Source organism: Oscillospiraceae bacterium, from assembly GCA_035380125.1.
GTDB lineage: Bacteria > Bacillota > Clostridia > Oscillospirales > JAKOTC01 > DAOPZJ01.
In genome coordinates this window covers 1-18,825 of the sequence record DAOSWV010000038.1, presented here as the reverse complement: position 1 = coordinate 18,825, position 18,825 = coordinate 1, and the positions used below count along the sequence as shown (strand labels likewise).

The 18,825-nt window shown below is 51.3% G+C and carries 17 protein-coding genes; 8 read left to right on the top strand and 9 right to left on the bottom strand.

Going from position 1 to position 18,825, the window contains the following annotated elements:
- The 4 genes from PK629_12170 to PK629_12155 form a co-directional block, all read right to left on the bottom strand.
- A partial coding sequence (locus tag PK629_12170; protein ID HOP12233.1) for an ADP-ribosylglycohydrolase family protein occupies positions 1–1,363 on the bottom strand: 1,363 nt, incomplete at its 3' end.
- 225 nt (positions 1,364–1,588) lie between these two features.
- Positions 1,589–2,851, bottom strand: coding sequence for a metallophosphoesterase (locus tag PK629_12165; GenBank protein HOP12232.1), 1,263 nt, complete (start codon positions 2,849–2,851; stop codon positions 1,589–1,591).
- Positions 2,852–2,924: 73 nt separating this feature from the next.
- Positions 2,925–3,959: a hypothetical protein gene (locus tag PK629_12160; protein ID HOP12231.1), complete on the bottom strand. Its 1,035-nt coding sequence runs from the start codon at positions 3,957–3,959 to the stop codon at positions 2,925–2,927.
- Positions 3,956–4,204, bottom strand: coding sequence for a hypothetical protein (locus PK629_12155; protein ID HOP12230.1), 249 nt, complete (start codon positions 4,202–4,204; stop codon positions 3,956–3,958). The genes PK629_12160 and PK629_12155 overlap by 4 nt, the downstream gene beginning before the upstream one ends.
- A 314-nt stretch (positions 4,205–4,518) precedes the next feature.
- Here PK629_12155 and PK629_12150 point away from each other — a divergent pair, with 314 nt between their 5' ends.
- Positions 4,519–5,277 (top strand): exodeoxyribonuclease III, encoded by a 759-nt coding sequence (locus PK629_12150; protein HOP12229.1) that lies wholly within the window; start codon positions 4,519–4,521, stop codon positions 5,275–5,277.
- Between the two features lie 161 nt (positions 5,278–5,438).
- Here the strand turns inward: PK629_12150 and PK629_12145 are convergent, their stop codons facing one another.
- On the bottom strand, positions 5,439–7,082 hold the full coding sequence (locus PK629_12145; protein ID HOP12228.1) for a glutamate synthase-related protein: 1,644 nt from the start codon (positions 7,080–7,082) through the stop codon (positions 5,439–5,441).
- A 475-nt stretch (positions 7,083–7,557) separates the two neighbouring features.
- On the opposite strand from PK629_12145, the gene PK629_12140 reads away from it, so the two are divergent.
- On the top strand, positions 7,558–8,196 hold the full coding sequence (locus PK629_12140) for a thiamine diphosphokinase (GenBank protein ID HOP12227.1): 639 nt from the start codon (positions 7,558–7,560) through the stop codon (positions 8,194–8,196).
- A gap of 170 nt (positions 8,197–8,366) precedes the next feature.
- On the opposite strand, the gene PK629_12135 is transcribed toward PK629_12140, so the two are convergent.
- Together PK629_12135 and PK629_12130 are read right to left on the bottom strand one after the other, a co-directional pair.
- Positions 8,367–9,341: a hypothetical protein gene (locus PK629_12135; GenBank protein HOP12226.1), complete on the bottom strand. Its 975-nt coding sequence runs from the start codon at positions 9,339–9,341 to the stop codon at positions 8,367–8,369.
- A 166-nt stretch (positions 9,342–9,507) separates the two neighbouring features.
- Positions 9,508–10,377: an AraC family transcriptional regulator gene (locus tag PK629_12130; GenBank protein ID HOP12225.1), complete on the bottom strand. Its 870-nt coding sequence runs from the start codon at positions 10,375–10,377 to the stop codon at positions 9,508–9,510.
- Positions 10,378–10,526: 149 nt separating this feature from the next.
- Between PK629_12130 and PK629_12125 the strand changes: the two genes are divergently transcribed.
- The 6 genes from PK629_12125 (at position 10,527) to PK629_12100 (ending at position 17,039) form a co-directional block, all read left to right on the top strand.
- Positions 10,527–11,978, top strand: a complete 1,452-nt coding sequence (locus tag PK629_12125; protein ID HOP12224.1) for a sulfatase-like hydrolase/transferase — start codon at positions 10,527–10,529, stop codon at positions 11,976–11,978.
- Between the two features lie 164 nt (positions 11,979–12,142).
- Positions 12,143–12,703, top strand: a complete 561-nt coding sequence (locus PK629_12120; GenBank protein ID HOP12223.1) for a TetR/AcrR family transcriptional regulator — start codon at positions 12,143–12,145, stop codon at positions 12,701–12,703.
- Between the two features lie 100 nt (positions 12,704–12,803).
- Entirely contained in the window at positions 12,804–13,262 is a 459-nt protein-coding gene (locus PK629_12115; protein HOP12222.1) for a hypothetical protein, read from the top strand.
- Between the two features lie 37 nt (positions 13,263–13,299).
- Positions 13,300–14,154 (top strand): hypothetical protein, encoded by an 855-nt coding sequence (locus PK629_12110; GenBank protein ID HOP12221.1) that lies wholly within the window; start codon positions 13,300–13,302, stop codon positions 14,152–14,154.
- A gap of 133 nt (positions 14,155–14,287) precedes the next feature.
- Positions 14,288–15,682 carry a hypothetical protein gene (locus tag PK629_12105; GenBank protein ID HOP12220.1) on the top strand — a complete coding sequence of 465 codons (1,395 nt, stop codon included), beginning with the start codon at positions 14,288–14,290 and terminating at the stop codon, positions 15,680–15,682.
- Positions 15,669–17,039: a glycoside-pentoside-hexuronide (GPH):cation symporter gene (locus PK629_12100; GenBank protein HOP12219.1), complete on the top strand. Its 1,371-nt coding sequence runs from the start codon at positions 15,669–15,671 to the stop codon at positions 17,037–17,039. Before PK629_12105 ends, PK629_12100 begins: the two co-directional genes overlap by 14 nt.
- A 61-nt stretch (positions 17,040–17,100) precedes the next feature.
- Here PK629_12100 and PK629_12095 read toward each other — a convergent pair whose 3' ends face one another.
- The gene (locus PK629_12095) at positions 17,101–18,480 is read right to left on the bottom strand and encodes a hypothetical protein (GenBank protein ID HOP12218.1); all 1,380 of its coding nucleotides are present in this window, start codon (positions 18,478–18,480) and stop codon (positions 17,101–17,103) included.
- A gap of 55 nt (positions 18,481–18,535) precedes the next feature.
- A partial coding sequence (locus PK629_12090) for a hypothetical protein (GenBank protein HOP12217.1) occupies positions 18,536–18,825 on the bottom strand: 290 nt, incomplete at its 5' end.

The following is an 18,825-nucleotide window of genomic DNA, read 5'->3' as shown; positions in this document are numbered from 1 at the left end:
GTTTGCCGAAAACCAAAGCCGCTACGACAATCAATGCGTTTGAAATCGTATGGCACCAGTGGTATCCCGTGACCTCGTCGTAATTGACATGAATCCAGGCGAAACAAGCCTCGGCGGTCTCTCCGCCGTCGATCATAGCCAAAAGTTTCTTCGTCTCGTCATACAGACGCGAGGTCATCGGAACCTGCCGCAGACCCGCATCGATAATCGCTCGGACATCACCGGTCACCGCCGCCTGCGCAATCATGGCCGCCACGAACATCTCGCCGTAGATGCCGTTTTTGACGTGGGAAATGGAAGCGTCCCGCCACGCCATGTCAGCGGCTTCGACCGGGTTCCCGGGGCAGATATAGCCGAAATAATCGGCCCGAATCTGTGCGCCGATATATTCGCGGAACGGATTTTTGATAATCGCTGACACCGGTGGATAAAAGCCGTTGACAAAGTTGACGAAAGCCACCCGTTCGGCGGTGCAGTAGGCGTCCTTGGGTTGGTTGGCCAGCCAGCATTTGGCCACGTCAATCGGCTGAAAATCCCGCCCGTATTTCTCGATCAGCCGGGTCGCCGCCATCACCGTATAGTTGGTATCGTCGTCGGACGGCGCATTCGGGATGGTCTTTGCATAACAGCGCTTTTGAAGCGGGAACGTATATTTCGCGGCAATTTCGCCGGTGATCTCATCCGAGACGATATAGCGGTGCATCGGATAGTTTCCGGTCTCTTTGAGCATTGGGATCAATTCCTTGGTGCGAATGCCCTCAATCGGTTTCCCCAGCAAACAACCCGCGATCCGTCCCAACCATGCGCCCTTGATTTTTTCACTCAGCGTCTCCGCCTCAACCGGGACGGCTTTATCCGAGCTGCCCTCGCACAGGGCGCGGATACCTTCCAGATCGGACGGTTCGTTGAATGTATAACCCTCCCGCTTTTTGCAGCTTTTTAAAAGGCTGAATAAACTCTCGGCCATCTCCTCGCGGGGTTTTCCGGGTGGCAGCAAGCCGATCTCGTTGGCCAGTTTTTTATAGGGTTCAATATCATACCCCTCGTCATGCATCTGCTGACATTCGATTTGGATATTGGCGGAGTAGACCTCCCAACCATGCATATCGGCATAACTCGGCACGAACTCACGGTTGAAACGCAGTTCCTCATCGTTGTTGGCGGCAGTTTTGGCGCATACCAGCCCGTCCAGAGTGATATTGAAGTATTCGGCAATCGCTACGAGCTTGTCCAGTTCCGGTCTTGTCGTATCCGATTCCCATTTTTGAACCGCCTGTCTGGAGACATGCAGAATATCGGCAAGTTCCTCCTGTGTCAGTCCGGATTTGGCGCGCAGCGCCGAAATTTTGCTTCCGATTGTCATATTATTGATCACCTTTCCCGTCGGATTTCAAAGTTCAAATTCATTATAATCGTTTTCCGTCAAGAATACCACCACCCGCCGGGTTCTCAAAAAGCAACCTGCGGTTGTCAAGGCGTGGATTTTGTCATTCTGAGCGAAGTCGAAAAATCTCAGACATATCATGGCTTTATATAACGCCGAACAGGCGGCAGGTATTCACCTGCCGCCTGCTTGTTTTATATTTATTTAGTCTGCGAGGGTCTCTTGCTGTAAAAGTGTTGTCGTGCCGTCAGCCGAATACTGATACAAACTCACCGTGGTTGCCGTTTCTTCCTTTGCCGGTGTGATAATCAGATAGGTGTTCACCGGATAATCGGGTGCGCTATCCCGCCATGAACCGCTGTTGGCATAGATCACTTTCTGACCGGCCGCATTGGTCGAAACGGTGATCTTGGCGGCGTGCGTGTGGCTGAATACCACGATTCTCGCCGGTGAACCCGCATCAAAATACTCGGTTTGTGCCAACGAGTCGGTAAAATCATTCGAACCGGCGTTCATCATAGCAGTGACAACGTCGATGGGCACGGCCACATTGTTCAGTTGCTGACGTTCGGCCCAGTTGTCGGCGACGTCGCCGTATAAATTTGCCTCGATTGTGCCGTCTTCGGTCAGATAAGGCAGCAGGTCGGCAATTGCATAGGTGTCGGTATAGCCGTCGAAATTGGTCTTAATGATCTTGTCGGCATAATACTCCGAAAGCGGAAGCTGCGATAAAACAGCCGCCCAGCTCATGTAGTTAAAATATCGGTTCATCTGCGACTGGTCAATCATATCCTGCGCAATGGGCGGGACGATATCGGCCGAAACCGTCACTTTTTCCTGCGCCGAGGTCACTGCGATTCGGGTGAAAAAATACCCGACGGGCACAATCGAATCGCTTTGTGTGATATCACGGTTTGAGATGGGGTCCGGGCCACAAACGAAATTATACCGATCTCCGTGTTCGATCGCGATTTCGCCGCCCATCGCCGTATAAGTACCCAAGCCCACGGCATCCCGCGCCTGATTGATGCCGGGGAACACCCGTTCGGCTTCCTGCGCGTCAAAGGTCATGTCGTGGTTGCCGGGCACAAAAGTCACCTTGATCTCACCGTCGGTGATGATTGCGTTGATCGCATCCACAATCACCTGATTGTTTGCCGCAATCAAATCGTCAAACGAGGCCATGTCGGAAATTTCGTAGTCCAGCGGAACGACCCACTGATCGAATAAATCACCGTTGATCACCAGTTCCGCAACCGTCTCGGATGTTCTGATCATTTCCAAAAAGTCCGCAATAACCTGCTGGTCATATTCGGTTCTCTCATAAGTGTCGTCCACATACAGATGCAGATCACTGATCACTACAATGTCGGTTCTTTCGGATTTCGGTGCGGTTTGGCACCCCGAAAAGCACGCCAAACCCAGCGCCATCACAACGCTCAACAAAATAGATACACTTTTTTTCAAATTCTTTCCCTCTTTCTGCCAATAGAAACGGTAACATTTTAGCGCTTCAGAGAGATTTTGTCAATATTTTGTTTTACTTTTTCGCCACAATGATGTCTCTCAAAATGGCCTGATCGACCCGGTGTTCAAACTGCGCATAAGGGCCCTCGTTCAAAACGTTCAGTCCGGCTTTTTTTAAAATCTCCGTCATTTTCTCACGGGCAAGCACATTGTTGTTCCACGAAAACACCATGCAGCCGCCCGGACGCAGCACTTCTGCCCACCCCGGCAGGCAGGCTTTCAGCAGTTCGGCGGGATTGCGGGTCATGGCCGATTGTTTTTCATCGGTCACATTGGCATGCTGCACCCCGTAGGGCAGGTCGCCGACAATCATGTGAAAAAAATTCTTTTTATAATATTGCACCGCATACTGCGCGTTTCCGGCGATCAGTTCCGCCGTTTTGCTGTTTCCGTCTTTCTGTTCCTGTCTGTTGCGCGCAATTATAAAAGTATGGCGCTGCGCGGTGAACGATTTATTTGCACCCGATAGGCGTATGGTTTTATATTCAAACTTATATTTTGCGGTCTCAAGGAACTTCTGTAAAAACCGGCTTGCCTCCGCAGTCACCTTCTCGCCGATCTCGATGCCGTACACATCATAACCCTTAACTAATCCCTCGAACAGCGTCGTGCCTTTTCCGGCAAGTGGGTCAAGCAGTTTCAACGGTTCCTCGCAGGACTGGGTATACCGTGCAATGTTGATCATCATGCGCGTGAAAATCTCATTAGTCTTACCGGAATATTTCAACATCGCACTGATACCCTCGTCGACAAAGTGCTCGTCGGTGCGCGCAATCGGTCTCAAACGCAAATTTCCGTCTTCACCCTCCAGCGCAAACAGCGCATAGACAAACGACAGTTCCGAGACGATCTTGACATCTCCCGCCGTCAGCTCTCCCGCCGTTTCAAACAAAAGATACTGTACACCACCGATGTTTAGATTCTGCGGCGTTTTACATGAAACGGTGAACCTTTGTGCCGCAATTTCAAACTCCGACAACGACAGTTTTAAAGCCGTCTCGAAATAAACCCGGTTGTGTCCCGGATGAACCAAAATGGCGTATTTCATAATGCTTTTCCCCTTGTTTCTTTTTCCGGCGGCTTTCGCAATTTTAATATCACACCGTGTTTTTGAGCAATTTCCTCAAACAACCTGACCGCCGCAGAAGCTTTTTCTTTGGAAGAACTCTGCCGATCGAGATTCTCAAGCTGAGCCATAACGGATTCGGTATCCGTTAAATCCAGCAGATTGACCGCGAGGCAAAAATAACTCTTTCTTTTTCCGTCGTCGAAATTTTCCAACAATTCGGTCAACAGCATAACTTTTCGGTTTAATTCCGCACGATAGACCTCAAACCCGATTTTCTTGATCCTCTCGAAATTCGTCAGTTGGTTTTGATGGGTGATAAAGGAGTCGTAAAGATCGATACCGCCATACCGGACACAGGGGTATTCACCGCATAAACCGCAAAATTCAACCTCATGGCGGCGGCAGATCCCTCCGAATATGCTCTGTGCCGATTATATCATGTTTTACTGTGAAAGAAAACAAATATCGTCAATCCTTGCCTGAAGTGCTCGTTTATTGTATAATTAAATCGAAAATATTATTAGGGACGGAAAATATTATGAAATTTATCTCATGGAACGTCAACGGCCTGCGCGCCGTGATGAATAAGGGATTTCCCGAATTTTTTGCCGCCGCCGACGCCGATATCTTCTGCGTGCAGGAGACCAAGATGCAGCGCGAGCAGGCCAACATCGAATTCGAGGGCTACACCTCCTATTGGAACAGCGCCGACAAAAAGGGCTATTCCGGCACCGCGGTGTTCACCCGCCTCGAACCGCTCTCCGTCTCCTACGATTTCGGCACCGCCGAACACTCGGGCGAGGGCCGCGTGATTACGCTGGAGTTCGACACCTTTTATTTCGTCACCGTCTATTCGCCCAATTCCCAAAACGAGCTGGCCCGCCTGCCCTATCGGATGCTCTGGGAAGACGCGTTTCGTACATACCTGACCGCCCTCGATCAACAAAAGCCCGTGATCGTCTGCGGCGACCTGAATGTCGCGCATCAAGAGATCGACTTAAAAAACCCAAAGCCGAACATGGGCAGCGCAGGTTTTACCAACGAGGAGCGCGAAAAACTGACCCTGCTTTTAGAATCGGGCTTCGTCGATTCTTTCCGTATGCTATATCCCGATCAAATCGGTGCTTACACCTGGTGGTCATATATGTTCAAAGCCCGGGAACATAACGCCGGCTGGCGCATCGATTATTTTCTGGTCTCGGAACGCCTCTCCAAATACATCAAAGACAGCGTCATTCTCTCCGACGTCATGGGCAGCGACCATTGCCCCGTCGGATTGAATATAGATTTATCATGATAGCGAAGTGCGAAATAATGTGTGATACATCATTAAAAAACGCATTTTGCACGAAGCCGAAGGATCTCGGGCTCATGAAACTAAAAACCATCCTTTAAAACGCAAAACCCCCGCTGCAGCGGGGGTTTTGTGTTAAGAGGAGTTGTTTATAGAAAACAAAATCAGAAGCTTAATATTTTTTTGGCGGTCTCGTCGCCCGCGTCGGTGATGTAGGTAATGCCGGTCTCCTTGGCGGTCTCGCGGTTTGCGGCGAACAGGTCGTCGCGCGAAATTGCCGAGACGTTGAACTTGCGCGCACCCGCCATCAGCTGCTGCAGTCCTGCGGTCAGCTTGTCGGCCAGCGTCCAGACGCCGATCGCGCCCAGCGGAATCTTTTTCATCTCATCTGCGCCAAGTTTGTTTTTCACGTCGAAATAACCCGCGAAAATCTCCTCCGGCGTCGTGCCGAATTCGCTCGAAACGGTCTTGGGCAGTTCGGCCCAGTTGCCGTTGAGCGCTTCTTTGCGTTCGGGATGCAGCACGCCCTCGATGTTTGCCCCGACGAATCCGGGGATCATCAGCGCGCGGCCCATGCAGACCAGTTTGGTAAACGGCGCGCCGAGTGCCAGCGCTTTAAAGATGTGATCTTCTCTGGCAAGGCCACCCGCGAACGCCATATCGACGACATCCGCGCCTTTTCCGGCCAATAACTGCGCATATTCATACGCTTTGGAGTGCAGTTGAATGGATGGCACGCCCCAGTTCTCCATCATGTTCCACGGACTCATGCCGGTGCCGCCGCCCGAACCGTCGACGGTCAACAGGTCAAGCTTGGCCTCTGTGGCGAATTTGATCGACATCGCCAGCGCTTCCATGCCGTAGGAGCCGGTCTTGAGCGTAATGCGCTTGTATCCGAGTTTTCTCAGGTAGGCGATTTCGGTCATAAAGTCCTCGCGCACCTGCATCCAGTTGTCTTTATCGGTATATCCGAGGCGGCTGTGGCGCGCAAACGACTTGATCGCGCCGCTCTTAAACGCCTCCTGCACATGGGGTTTTCTCGGGTCGGGATCGACGATGTAGCCGCGGTCTTTCAAAAACAGCGCATACTCCAAACTCGTGACCTGAATCTCGCCGCCGATGTCCTTGGCGCCCTGACCCCATTTGAGTTCGATGATGACCTTGTCGCCGTATTTTTCGATCAGATATTCGGCGACGCCGTTGCGGGTATCCTCGACATTCATCTGTACGATGATCGCGCCGTACCCGTCGTAGTATTTTAAGTAAACGTCAATTCTGCGCTCGAGTTCCGGCGCTTTAATGATTCGCCCGTTTTTCAGGACGGCTTCCTTGTCGATGCCGACCACGTTTTCGCCGATGACGATCGGGAAGCCGACGATAGCCGCTCCGATGGCGAACGATTCCCAGTATTTCGCCGCAATAAAGGTGGAGCCGAGCGCGCCGGTCATCATTGGGACGCGGGATTTGGTCTTAACAGCTTTCCCAAAAGCCGTCTCGGTCGAGACATTGGGAAAAATGCAGTCGTCAGCACTGTTGGAAAGGCCCTTGGGCAGTCCGTGTGCGCCATAGCTGTACCCCTGAATACGCAGTGCGCTGTAACTGACGCCCTCGTGAATCGTGTTGCCGCTGCCTGCGGTAATGGCCCCGAAATCGCGGGGATAGAGAAGCTTTCTGCCCTTCATGCTCGACATCCAGGTCTCGCATTTACCGGTGCAGTCGGCGCGGCATAGGGTACAAAGCCCCGATTCTGCAGGGTTGCCGCGATTGACCGTGTTCAGAACGTCATTGTTCTTCGGATACTGGATCATACTTATGTCCTTCCTTTATTAAATTTTTGGATGTCCGGTTCAAAGCGGTAAAACAAAAGACCCGAACTTTTTCCTTCTTTGCGTTTTATGTACACGCCATTGTATACATAAGAAAGAATAGATAAATTATACCAAATCGTTTTATACAATTCAATAATTTTTATGGTTTTTGCGCATATATTTTGCATAATCTTTAATATTTATTGTTTTTTGATATTTTGCATTGAATAATTATTCCGCTTCCTGTTTTCCCGTTATCTCTAAAAATTTCCTTTATGGGGGATGGCGCGTAGCGTCGGAGTGGTTCTTTTATTCCCCTCTACATGGTGTCGCAAGCGACGCCTTAGGGGTGGTAAGTCCGCTGGCGCGGACTTGACGGAGTGGTCAAATATGATTCATCCTTTTTCCCCCTCTCTTGCCAATTCCCGCCTTTTCGCGTTATAATAGTCACAGTTCATCGAAAGGAGGCGCGGCCATGCAAAATCCGATCTGTTATATTTTCGGCGCGGGCGAACATTACGGCCCGCCGCCCGTTCCCGTTTCCGGCGATCTGGTCATCGCCGCAGACGGCGGATTGACCTATCTCGAACAGCACGGCCTCACCCCCCATCTTTTGGTCGGCGACTTCGATTCACTGACCAAAAAACCGTCCTCCGAACTCAAGACCGTCGTCCTGCCTAAAGTGAAAGACGACACCGACATGGTCGCCGCGCTGCGTGAGGGCAAAAACCGCGGTTATCGCGTCTTTCATATTTACGGCGGCACGGGCGGACGCCTTGATCACACCCTTGCCAATATCCAGTGCATCGCCGATCTGGCGCAAAACGGCTGCAAGGGCTGCCTGTTCGACCGCGACACGGTGATCACAGCCATTCACAACGATAAAATTAACTTTCCGGCCTCTGCACATGGAGTTGTTTCGGCTTTCGCACACACCGAAACCTGCACCGACGTCTATGAGCGCGGTTTGAAATACCCGCTCACCGACGCGTCGCTATATAACACCTATCCCTTAGGCGTCAGCAACGAATTCACCGGTGTCAATTCTGAAATCTCCGTCCGTGAGGGGACACTAATTGTGATTTATCCGAAAGATATAAAAATATCATTCTGAGCGTAGCACGCCAAAGGCGTGCTTGAAGAATTTTTATATTGAAAAATTCTTCCGGGGAACATCGAAGATGTTCCTTGGAGTCTGAAGAATCTCGGACTTATGAATGCCTTTTGTGATTAATTAAGCGCGTCGGTAAAACCGGCGCGCTCGTTTTCCATTACAATTTGCTCCTATTTGTACTTCTCCGCAATCCCTTTTTCAATGCAGGTGATGGCTTTTTCATAAAGTTCAGCGACCTCGGCCAAAATCGGTGCGACCGCCTTGCTGCGGTTTTCGTCTACGCCCCACGGCGATCTCCAACCTAAATACGGTTCGCAGGCGGCAAACGCTTTGGCCTCCTGCTCCATATAATCCGCAGCCTTTTCAAGCTGTTCTTTCGCCTTTGCACCGAAATGTCCCGCAATCTCGCGCAAAAATCCGGGTGCTGCGGTGTGGGTTGAGTGGTAGATATCATAGCAATAAGCGTCCGCAAGGTCGCGGTCTTTTCCGGGCTTGCCGTAGGCCTCCGCCCACTTCTGAAACGCCTGAATACCCTCGTAGGAATACCAGCCGCCCTCCTCGGGCTTATCTTTGACGGTTCTTGCATGCGCGACGGCGTCGTTCAACGCGTTAATCTCGGCGGCTCGAGCATTAAATTCCCGCACCTTCTCGCCGATTACGACCGCTCCGAATGCCGGGCAGATATCAACCGCCTTTTCAGCCCGATCCCAAGCCTCGGCATGGTATTCCTTTGCTCCAAGCCAATACGATCCCCTGCCGAAAAAGAGTTTATTCTCCTCGTCGTAACCGCAGACAACGTCCCACTCGGCGCTGGTCATCGCATGCCAGACAATCACCGGCCTGCCCGCGCCGATCTGTTCCTTGACCGCCTCAATCATTTGATCGGTCTGCCTTTCGCCGTTCGGCCCGAAGCAGGGAACATCTTTACAGTCATACCCGAGCAGTTTGACCAGATCGGGCGTCCACATCAGCATGCAGCAGGTCGGGCGGCTCGGGCATCCGGTTGCAATGCGAAACGCAGCCCCCGCAATCCCCTGGATGTACTCAGGCGAATAGGTCTCCCCAAGATAGTTCATCGTCACCCGGACGCATTCAAACAAAGGTTCTTTGTATTCGTACGTGGGTACATCTTTTAAAATTTTCATGATCTTTTTTCCTTTCTTACTCGTTGTTGTCATTCTGAGCGAAGCGCGCCAGAGGTGCGCGAGTCGAAGAATCTCGGACTGATAATAGCCTGTGGATAATGTTGCCGTGAACTTCATGGTGACGAGATCCTTCGACTCCGCTACGCTCCGCTCAGGATGACAATTTTTATTTTCCGATCGGAATCCAAATCTCTTCGGAGTAGGTATGCGACATCTCGCAGTAAGTCTCGAACTCATGCGTCTTCAGGCGCGAAAACCCCGTCTGTGGGAACCACACGCAGTTGATATACCCCCATGTTCGGTGGATCGTCTCGACAAACGTCTCGGTGGTCGCGGGCGGCGTGTTGAAAACCGCATACTGTGCCGAGGGAATCATCAGCCACGTGCATTCGGGATTCACGCCGTCGAAATCATCCACCTCAATGCCGATCAGATAAGAGATATCGCTTGTTTTTTCATCATAATCGAACAGTATTCCGATATCCCACCGCGTCGCGGGGTCGGTCGGCTTTCCGATTTGCTCATACAGCCGCTCGGCGTGGTATCGGTTCCAGTGGCAGGGCGCGTCCTTCCCGTTTGCACCTTTGCGAAATGTTGTGCGGCAGGCAAATCCCGCGAGTTTGAAAGCGGGTTTGACGGCAAACCGCACGACAGGCCCCGGGATTTCAAAGCGCCGCTCTCCCAGCCGGACGGGGTGAACCAGATTCAAGCTGCTCTGCGTCTGACGGAACTGGGACGGCGATACGCCGAACTGTGCCCGAAACGCCCTTACAAAATTCTCGTGAGAATTGAAGCCCCAGTCAAACCCGACGTCCTTGATGTAGTCGCGGCTGTCGGCGATGGCGACGGCGGCCTCGGACAGACGCCGCTTGCGCAGATACTCCATCGGCCCGCACCCGACCGCCTGCTGAAACATACGGCAGAAGTGATAGACCGAATAGCCCGACTGTGCAGCCAGTTCTTCTACGGTGATCTCACCGGTCAGATTTTCTTCGCAAAAGTTGATCGCCTTTTGAATGACCTCGGTACCGTTCACATCTCATCACCGCCGAATTGATTATACTGCATCTTCCAAAGCAATGCTTGATAATTTTTGCTTATTATACCATATAACAGATTGCCCTTGAAATTAAGTCCGCTATAAAATATAATAGACATATCAGATATAAACGCAAAGGAGTTATCATGAAACCGAAAAACATTCTATTATTTTTTACCGACCAGATGCGCGCCGATTGTATTCACGAACTCGGCAACCCGGTGATCCAGACGCCGCATCTCGACGAACTGGCGCGGGAATCTGTGGTGTTTGACCGCTGCTATACGCCTTCGCCCGTCTGCGTTCCGGCGCGTTACAGCATGATGACCGGCCTGTATCCGGCACATACCGGCTGCGGCGAAAACGCGCACCACGGCGATTACGAAGGCGACGGCATGTATGCCCGCCTGACCGCCAACGGCTATCACACCTGCGGCATCGGCAAAATGCACTTCCCGTTCGATCCCTATGGGCTGCACGGTTACAGCGAACGTTTTTCGCAGGAGGAATTCCTCGAAAAAGACGACACCTACGGCAACGATCTGCTCAAGAAGGGCTATACCAACGTCTTTGATTATAACGGTCAGCGCGGAGAGATGTATTACATCCCCCAAGTTTCACAGCTGCCCGCCAAAGACCACCCCACGGCTTGGATCGGCGACCGCAGCATCGACTTTATCAAAAATTACAGCGGCGATAAACCCTTTTTCCTGATGTCCTCGTTCATCCATCCCCACCCGCCGTTTGCGCCGCCCGCACCCTGGAACAAACTCTACCGGAAATACCAAGCCGTTGTGCCGAACGTCCCCGAGGACAGCAAAAATATGCTGACTTGGTCCAATTTAACTCAAAACCGTTATAAAGGACTCAGCGCCGGCATCGACAAACACCTCGTCAATCAGACGATCAACCACTATTATGCCTGTATCTCCTTTGTCGATTATCAGATCGGCCGCATCGTCGCCGCACTCAAAGAGCGGGGGCTTTATGACGACACCCTGATTGTATTCACCTCCGACCACGGCGACTTTTTAGGCGACTATAACTGCTACGGAAAACGCTCCATGATTGATGCCGCCGCCCGCGTACCGCTGCTGATCCGCGTTCCCGGCAAATCTTCCGAACACAGAACCGATCCGGTCTCGCTGGTCGATATCGAGCCGACGCTGCTCGATTGGGCGGGCATCCGACACAAGGACGGAGAATTTGACGGTATCAATATCTTCAAAGACCGACACGATTATATCTACTCGCAGTATGAAAGAGGTGAGATCGCTCTGTATATGATCGCCTCCGATCATGACAAACTGGTCTACTCGGTCTATGACAGAAAATATTACTATTACGACAGTTTCCCGGAAACCGCCAATACATACGACCCGAAAAATCCGCGCTGCGCCGAATTGAGAGAACTGTTGAATGCGTATATCGAAATGGCCTCCAAACCGGCGGCGGATCCGGCGGAAATCCGCGCTATGATGGACAGCAGAATGGAACTCTGCCGCGCGATTCCCTACGCGGCTGCCCCGCAAGACCATAAAAACGCCCACAACCGCGAGTTGGCCGCCATCCCCAAAGAATACACCATCGATCTGTAAATAAATTTTCGTGCTGCTAAATTAAAAGCAAACCGGTATAAAGGGAATTTTCAATGTTTTCCCTTTTTCAGTAAACCGTAAATATTCAAAACTTTAAGAAACTCTTGCAAAAGGAAATTTATTGTGATAAAATACTAACGAACGTTAGATTAAGGACGTGCGTTATGGCGGATCAGGATTTAAAAACCCGAATCAAAGAGGCGGCGGTCAGACATTTCAACGACAGCGGATATTACGGAACGACGATACGCCATATCGCCGACGACGTGAATTGCTCGCTGCCGATGATCTATTATTACTATAAAAGCAAAAAGGAACTGTTTGACGAAATCATAAAAAAAGAATTTTTTGATCTAGTCCGCAGGCAGGCCTCGTCGCTGAAAATCGACAATCCGGTAGATTTTTATACCAAGTTTGTCTTCAGCCTGAACTCCCTGAGCAATTATGACCGACAGGTTTACCGGCTCGGAACAAAGGTCTATCTCTCTTTTGACGGCGACGAGGAATTGATGGGCATCATGGACAAATGGGAAAAGACCATTTTCCCCAGACATTATAACCTGCTTCTGCCCTATCTGAAAAACGCGGACAACGCCGCGGCAGTCGTCAGAACCCTGATACATCTGCTGGAGACGATGATCGAAAGCATCGTCGTCAAAAACAGATATCTGCCCAAAAACGAGATTCGGGAGGAAATCGCAGTCGTTCTTCACAGCTTCCTGTAATTGCATTCAGCCCCATCCCCGTTTCGATCGGCATACGAATGCCGATTTATATTGTCCCTTTTTCTAACGAACGTTATAATATGTTAAGGAGAAAAGAAACATGGAAATCGAAAAGCGACTTGCCCTGCTGCAAAACACTTACGCGGCCTCCGTCGCAGAAACCGTCAATACCTATGCCGGATTGAAGACACTGGAGACAGTTGTCGAGAAGCGGAAAGCGCGGCAGACATCAACGGCGCCTTATCTGAATCAGCAGCTGGGGATTGAAACCGTTGAAGACGTCTTTTTAAAGCTCTCGGAGATTTACAGCTGTGCGAATTGGACGGTTCAAAAGACGGAGAATGGCTGTATTGCAACGGCGACTTCCTGCAAACTCTGTGCCTTGTCCAAGAAAATGGGCGGAGCAAATCCCTGCCGCGGATGGTGCCTTGACCCCATGATCGCCATGTTGTCCGACGTCGGCAAAATAGACGCCGGATGCATCGCCGTGAAAAGCACCTTGATGACCGGCGACTGCTGCACGGTTGTGGTCGGCGCTGAAGAAAACTCCGCAAAATAAAAAACCGTCTGAAATCCCGTTGAAAGAGGCTCCCCCGATGAAAAAAGCATTGCCCGGTCTGTCGGCAATCGCCGCTTTGTCTTCCGTCATTTCCGCCTGTGCCGGCATTTTTTATGCAGACGACGGAACTCGGCGAACCGTCGAAAATATCTACGGACAGAAAATCATTCTATACGGAGACGGCGTCTATGCGAACGATTCACTTTTGAAAGCCGGGGCCGCAAAAGGTACGGATGCCGTCGTCATCATTGTCAGCTTGATTCTGCTTGCCGTTCTGCCGCTTTGTGGAAAGAAAAAAGCGTTTGCAACCCTGCGGTCGGGACTGCTGCTGATTATTCTCTATGCTTCCGCCTGCTTAATATTGGGTATGAGTTTCAACCGGCTGTTTTTACTGTATATTCTGCAGTTTTCAAGTTCACTGTTTGCGTTTATACTGTCTTTTCGATATCTGTTGAACACCGAAATCTTTCAGCCCCGGCTTTACGAAAAACGTCTGACCGGTACGGGGATTTTTCTGCTGGCCGGCAGCTGTTCGGCTCTGGTTTGGCTTGCACTGATCATTCCGACCGTCTTCACGGGACAGCCGCTTCAAACCATCGAAATTTACACGACCGAACCGGTTTTTGCATTCGACCTGGCGATCGTCCTTCCGTCTCTGCTTTTCTGCGGCATTGCTCTGCTGCAAAAAAAGAAGATCGGTTACAAAACGGCTCCCGTCTTTCTCACGTTTTTAAGCGGAGTCGGCGCTTGCGCGATCGTCCAAACCGTCTTTCAAAACTCGCTCGGTATCATCGTTCCGCGCGCTCAATCGCTCGGTCTGGCCGGTTCCTTTGCGATTCTCGGAATTCTGGCCACGGTATTGAATTTAAAACTGCTGAAATTCACGAACTGACCGATATTGTCCTGGTGCCGCCGAATTTTAATGAAATCGGAATCATACAACCTCCCCCCGATTGCTTGACACCCCTCGTTTCCTTTGCTAAAATGAGTAAAATAACCGCGATATCGGGGGAATTATGTCGAAAATGAGACTGGTTGCGAAACCGATTTCCAAAGCGCGCACGCGAAAACGTCTGGCGCCTTCGCGTATTTCCGCGCCTTTTGTTTTGATAGGCTGTTTTTTAATGCCGTTTTATCTCCGTTTTGTTTTGTCTTTCCGTAAAATCGAGATTCGCACCCCGGAAAAAATCACAGAGGCCATCCGCGATTTTCAGGAAAAACGGACGCGCCTGATTGTCGCTTTCCGCCATCCCTACGGCGACGAGCCCCAGCTTCTGTTCCATGTATTCGAAAATCTCCTGCCGCGCTACGCCAAAAAAGCCAAAACGCCGCTTCTCAAAAGACCGCAGCTCCGGCTTGTCCACGATTATGCCGTTCCGCTCTGGGGCGGAGCGTTCATCCGGTTCATCCTGCCGCGCGCGGGTGCATTGCCGGTCTATCACGTCAAATACGAACCCGCAAGCATTAAAAATATCAGAAATATCCTCCGCGACGGCACGTCTCCGCTCGGAATCGCCCCCGAAGGTCAGGTGTCCTACCACAGCGAAACCCTCCCGAGAATCGAACAGGGCACGATCCGCATCGGTTTTTGGTGCGCCGCCGAATTGGCCAAAGCCGCCCGCCCGGAAAAGGTCTGCGTTTTGCCGATCTCCGTCCATTATCAATACGATCTGCGGGATCAAAAGAAAATCAAGGCGGCGCTTACCCGCGTGGAATCCCTCTGCGGCCTCAATCCCGCCTCCGAAAATAACAAAGACGAACTGCCCGATCTTCTGACGCGCATTGAAGCCATCGACAATCGGGTTCTTTGCATCGCGGAGGAATATTACGCCACCCTCGGCTATCAGCCGCATAACGCGCCGGAGCAGGAAAACGAGCCGGCGGACAGACAGCGCCGCTGGGAAGCGCTACAGCCGTTTGCGTTAAAAACAGCGGAGCATTTGTTGGGGCTGGCGCCGAGAAACGACGATTTGGTACAGCGCATGTATCGGGTGCGGCTGGAGTGTTGGGACCGCATCTGCCCGGAATATCAAATCGACCAATTACCCCGATTGGAAGCCGCTTTGGCGCATCGGCGCGCCGGAGAGGCCTGGTTTGCGATGCGCCATATGGAATTGGTGGATCTGATGTCCTATCACGATATCAATTATCTGAACGCGCAAAACATCTCCTTTGACCGAATCGTCGAAATCACCATCAATCTGGAAGACCTCGTCAACCGCCTCATGGGCGGCAATATCAATAACCGGCCCAATGTCATCCGCAAAAAAGCGGTGATCGTCCCGGATTCCTGCCTGAACCTCACCGAACGCCTCCCCGACTACCGCAAAAGCCCGAAAGAAACCGCCTGCGAAATCACCGACGAACTTGCCCGCAAATTCGAAACTTGTATAAAGAGGTATCACCATGAAACAGAATGACGAATTGACAGCCCCCGCAACAAAATCCTCCAAACTTCCACTGCGCGTAAAAATGGGCTTTGGGATCGGCGACCTCGGCGGAAATCTCTTTTTCACCGCCATGGGATTTTATTCGCTGATCTACCTGACCGATACGGTGGGCATCGCCTCGGCGCTAGCCGGCGCCGCCATTTTGATCGGCAAGTTCTGGGATGCGGTCACCGACCCGACGATGGGCTATCTCTCCGACCGCACCCGTTCCCGTTGGGGCCGCCGCCGTCCCTATTTTCTGTTCGGCGCATTGCCGCTGTTGCTGGCGATGTGGTTTTTCTTCTCCGCGCCCGATTTTCAGAACAGGCAAACCGCCGGATTCATCTGGGTCATTTTTGCGCTCTGCCTGTTGAATACCGCCTATACCGTTGTCAACATCCCCTACGGCTCGCTGACCCCTGATCTGACCAAGGACTTTAAGGAGCGAACGTCACTCAACGGCTTCCGTTTCAGCTTTGCGGTCATCGGCACCATATTGGGCGCGGCGGTCGTGCTGCCCATCGTGAATGCGGCGAGCGACAGCCACAAGGGTTATTCCAATGTCGGTTTGATTTTCGGCATCATCATGGCCGGGACGATTCTGATTACGTTCTTCACGGTTCGCGAATCCGCACAAAACCAGGTCATTCCGAAACAAAAATTCTTTTCCACCTTCGCGGTGGTCTTTAAAAATAAACACTATATGCGGCTCGCCGCAGTCTATACCCTGAACCTCACCGGTCTCACCTTTGTCCAGTCCATGCTGGTCTATTACTTCAAATACATCTATCAAAACGAAGGCATGACCACAGTCGCCATGATTTTATTACTCGGAGTCGCAATGGTCTGCATCCCAATCTCGGTTCAGATCTCTAAGAAAATCGGCAAAAAACGTACTTATCAGCTCGCGCTCGGCATCCTCGCGGTCTGCTGCCTTGCGATGTTTTTCTTTGCGCACATTCTGGGAATGACTTTTACGTTTGTCGTGATGGCCATTGCCGGCGTCGGTCTCGGTTTTGCCTATGTGCCGCCCTTTGCCATGCTGCCCGACGTGGTGGAAGTGGACGCAGTGCAGACAAAAATCCGCAAGGAGGGCGCTTATTACGGCATGTGGACCTTCTTTTCCAAAATCGGCGTCGCAGTCGCGGCAGCCCTCTCAGGCGCGTTCTTGGGCCTCGCCAGCTTTGTGCCGAACGTCGTTGACCAGACGGATTCCGCGCTCTTCACCATCCGGCTCCTGATCGGCCCGATCCCCGCCGTGATCTTTGCCGCGGGCATCCTGCTCGTCCAACGCTACCAGCTCGACGAAAAGACCTATAACGCCATCATCGCGGAAGAAAACCAATAAATCATCCTTACAAAAACAGGACCCACCCGTTTTCGGACAGGTCCTGTTTTTACGTGTACCGTCAATCGCAGGGCGTATTACAACCCTGCACAAGTTCCACGGAAATACTTGCGACAGCCGGCAGATTATCAATCCCTTCGTAGATGATATTCCCCAAATCCAGAGGCGTCACCCCGACAATCGAATTTGCAATGCTGGTCGTGCCGACAACCGCACTGGAAACCAGCGTATAACTGATTGATTTGACGAAACTGCCGCCGGAAGGCACCAATGCGTTTTTGCAGATGATTTCAATGCCGATCGGTCCCGCAAGATTCACATTCAGCGGAATCGGCGTCTGCGTGTCCGTGTAATACGCTTCGCACCCGTTAAAGCTCGAAAACTGCACCGTTATGCCGGTCGGAATTCTCATCCGATCAAAAATATCGACAATCACATCGGGGGAATCCCCAACACCTGCAATTGTCAGATTAAACGTGCCGTTATTGCCGTTGACCGTGCAGCATTTCCCGGCGCTTAACTTGACAACATCCAGTGTTGTTTTGCACATCACGGACGACTCGGTACCGGTGGCGGCAACCCTTGCCATATTGGCAACCGAGTAGCTACCCGGGTTGCTGAAACTCAAAACCGGTATAAAATAAGTCACCGTGACTCTTCCGCCCGGTTCAATTGTCCCCAAATTACCGCTGATTTCCACCTGCCCCGTGCGGATAACGACACTGAGCGTTGAAGGATTCACTGTCACGGGCCCGATGGTAAACTGTGTCGGGATCACAATAATATCGTTGAATTGAACAAGATCCAACGCCCCGTCGCCGATGTTGTCGACATGGACGACGAATTGGAGCGTCGCTTGATTATTGACGATCACCTTGCCGCATTGTTTGGATAAAAGCAGTTTGCCGGCCGGATTGCAGCCCGGAACGATAAAACAGTCGGTGCAACCAAACGTATAAACCACCCCCGCGGCTTTTATTTTAACAGATTGAGCCTCTTCGGTATAATTTCCGATGATACCGATTCGGTATTCAACGCTTAATCCTTTGTCAAAACGGTTGTTCGTCTCGACTTTCAAATATTGAAACCCGTTCGGAGCCGGGCCGAAATTCGGATCATTTTTTATCAGTTCAAACGGGACAACAGCATATAAGCCGCATCCGTCTATTTTTTCTTCCACAACAATGTTGGCTGCGTTGATTTCCGCGCAGATCGGAATGCCGAAATTGCTGATGCCTCTTGTTGCGCTGTTGCAGTCCGTCAGGAATTTATAGGTCCAAAACGACGTGTTCAGCTCAAAAACAAACGCCGGATTGTTGACGACCGACCCGTCGGGCAGATTCTGACACTGCGGCTGGACGACGGTAATGCCGTTTTGAGTGCCGCAGCAGCATATATTTGAATAAGGCGAACACGCACAAGGTTGTGCCGGAATTGCCATATTAACACTCCCAAAGATTATTGACCGCGCCAAAGCGAACGCCTTGGCGCAGTTCTCAATCCATCATATGAAATTGAAAGTGTTTCGGAAACTCGATGTGTCTTATAACCGGGATTCTTTTATTTGGTGCAGGGTAAAACACCTGCTTCGCAGCTGTTCGGACTTGCAGGTTCAAGTCCTGTAGTATATAAATAAAAAAATCCCGACCACAAGGTCGGAATAATTTCCTTTGGTGCAGGGTAAAACACCTGCTTCGCAGCTGTTCGGACTTGAAAGGTTCAAGTCCTGCAATTAATACTTCAAATAAAAAACACCCCGGTCTTGCAACCGGGATATTTTTATTTG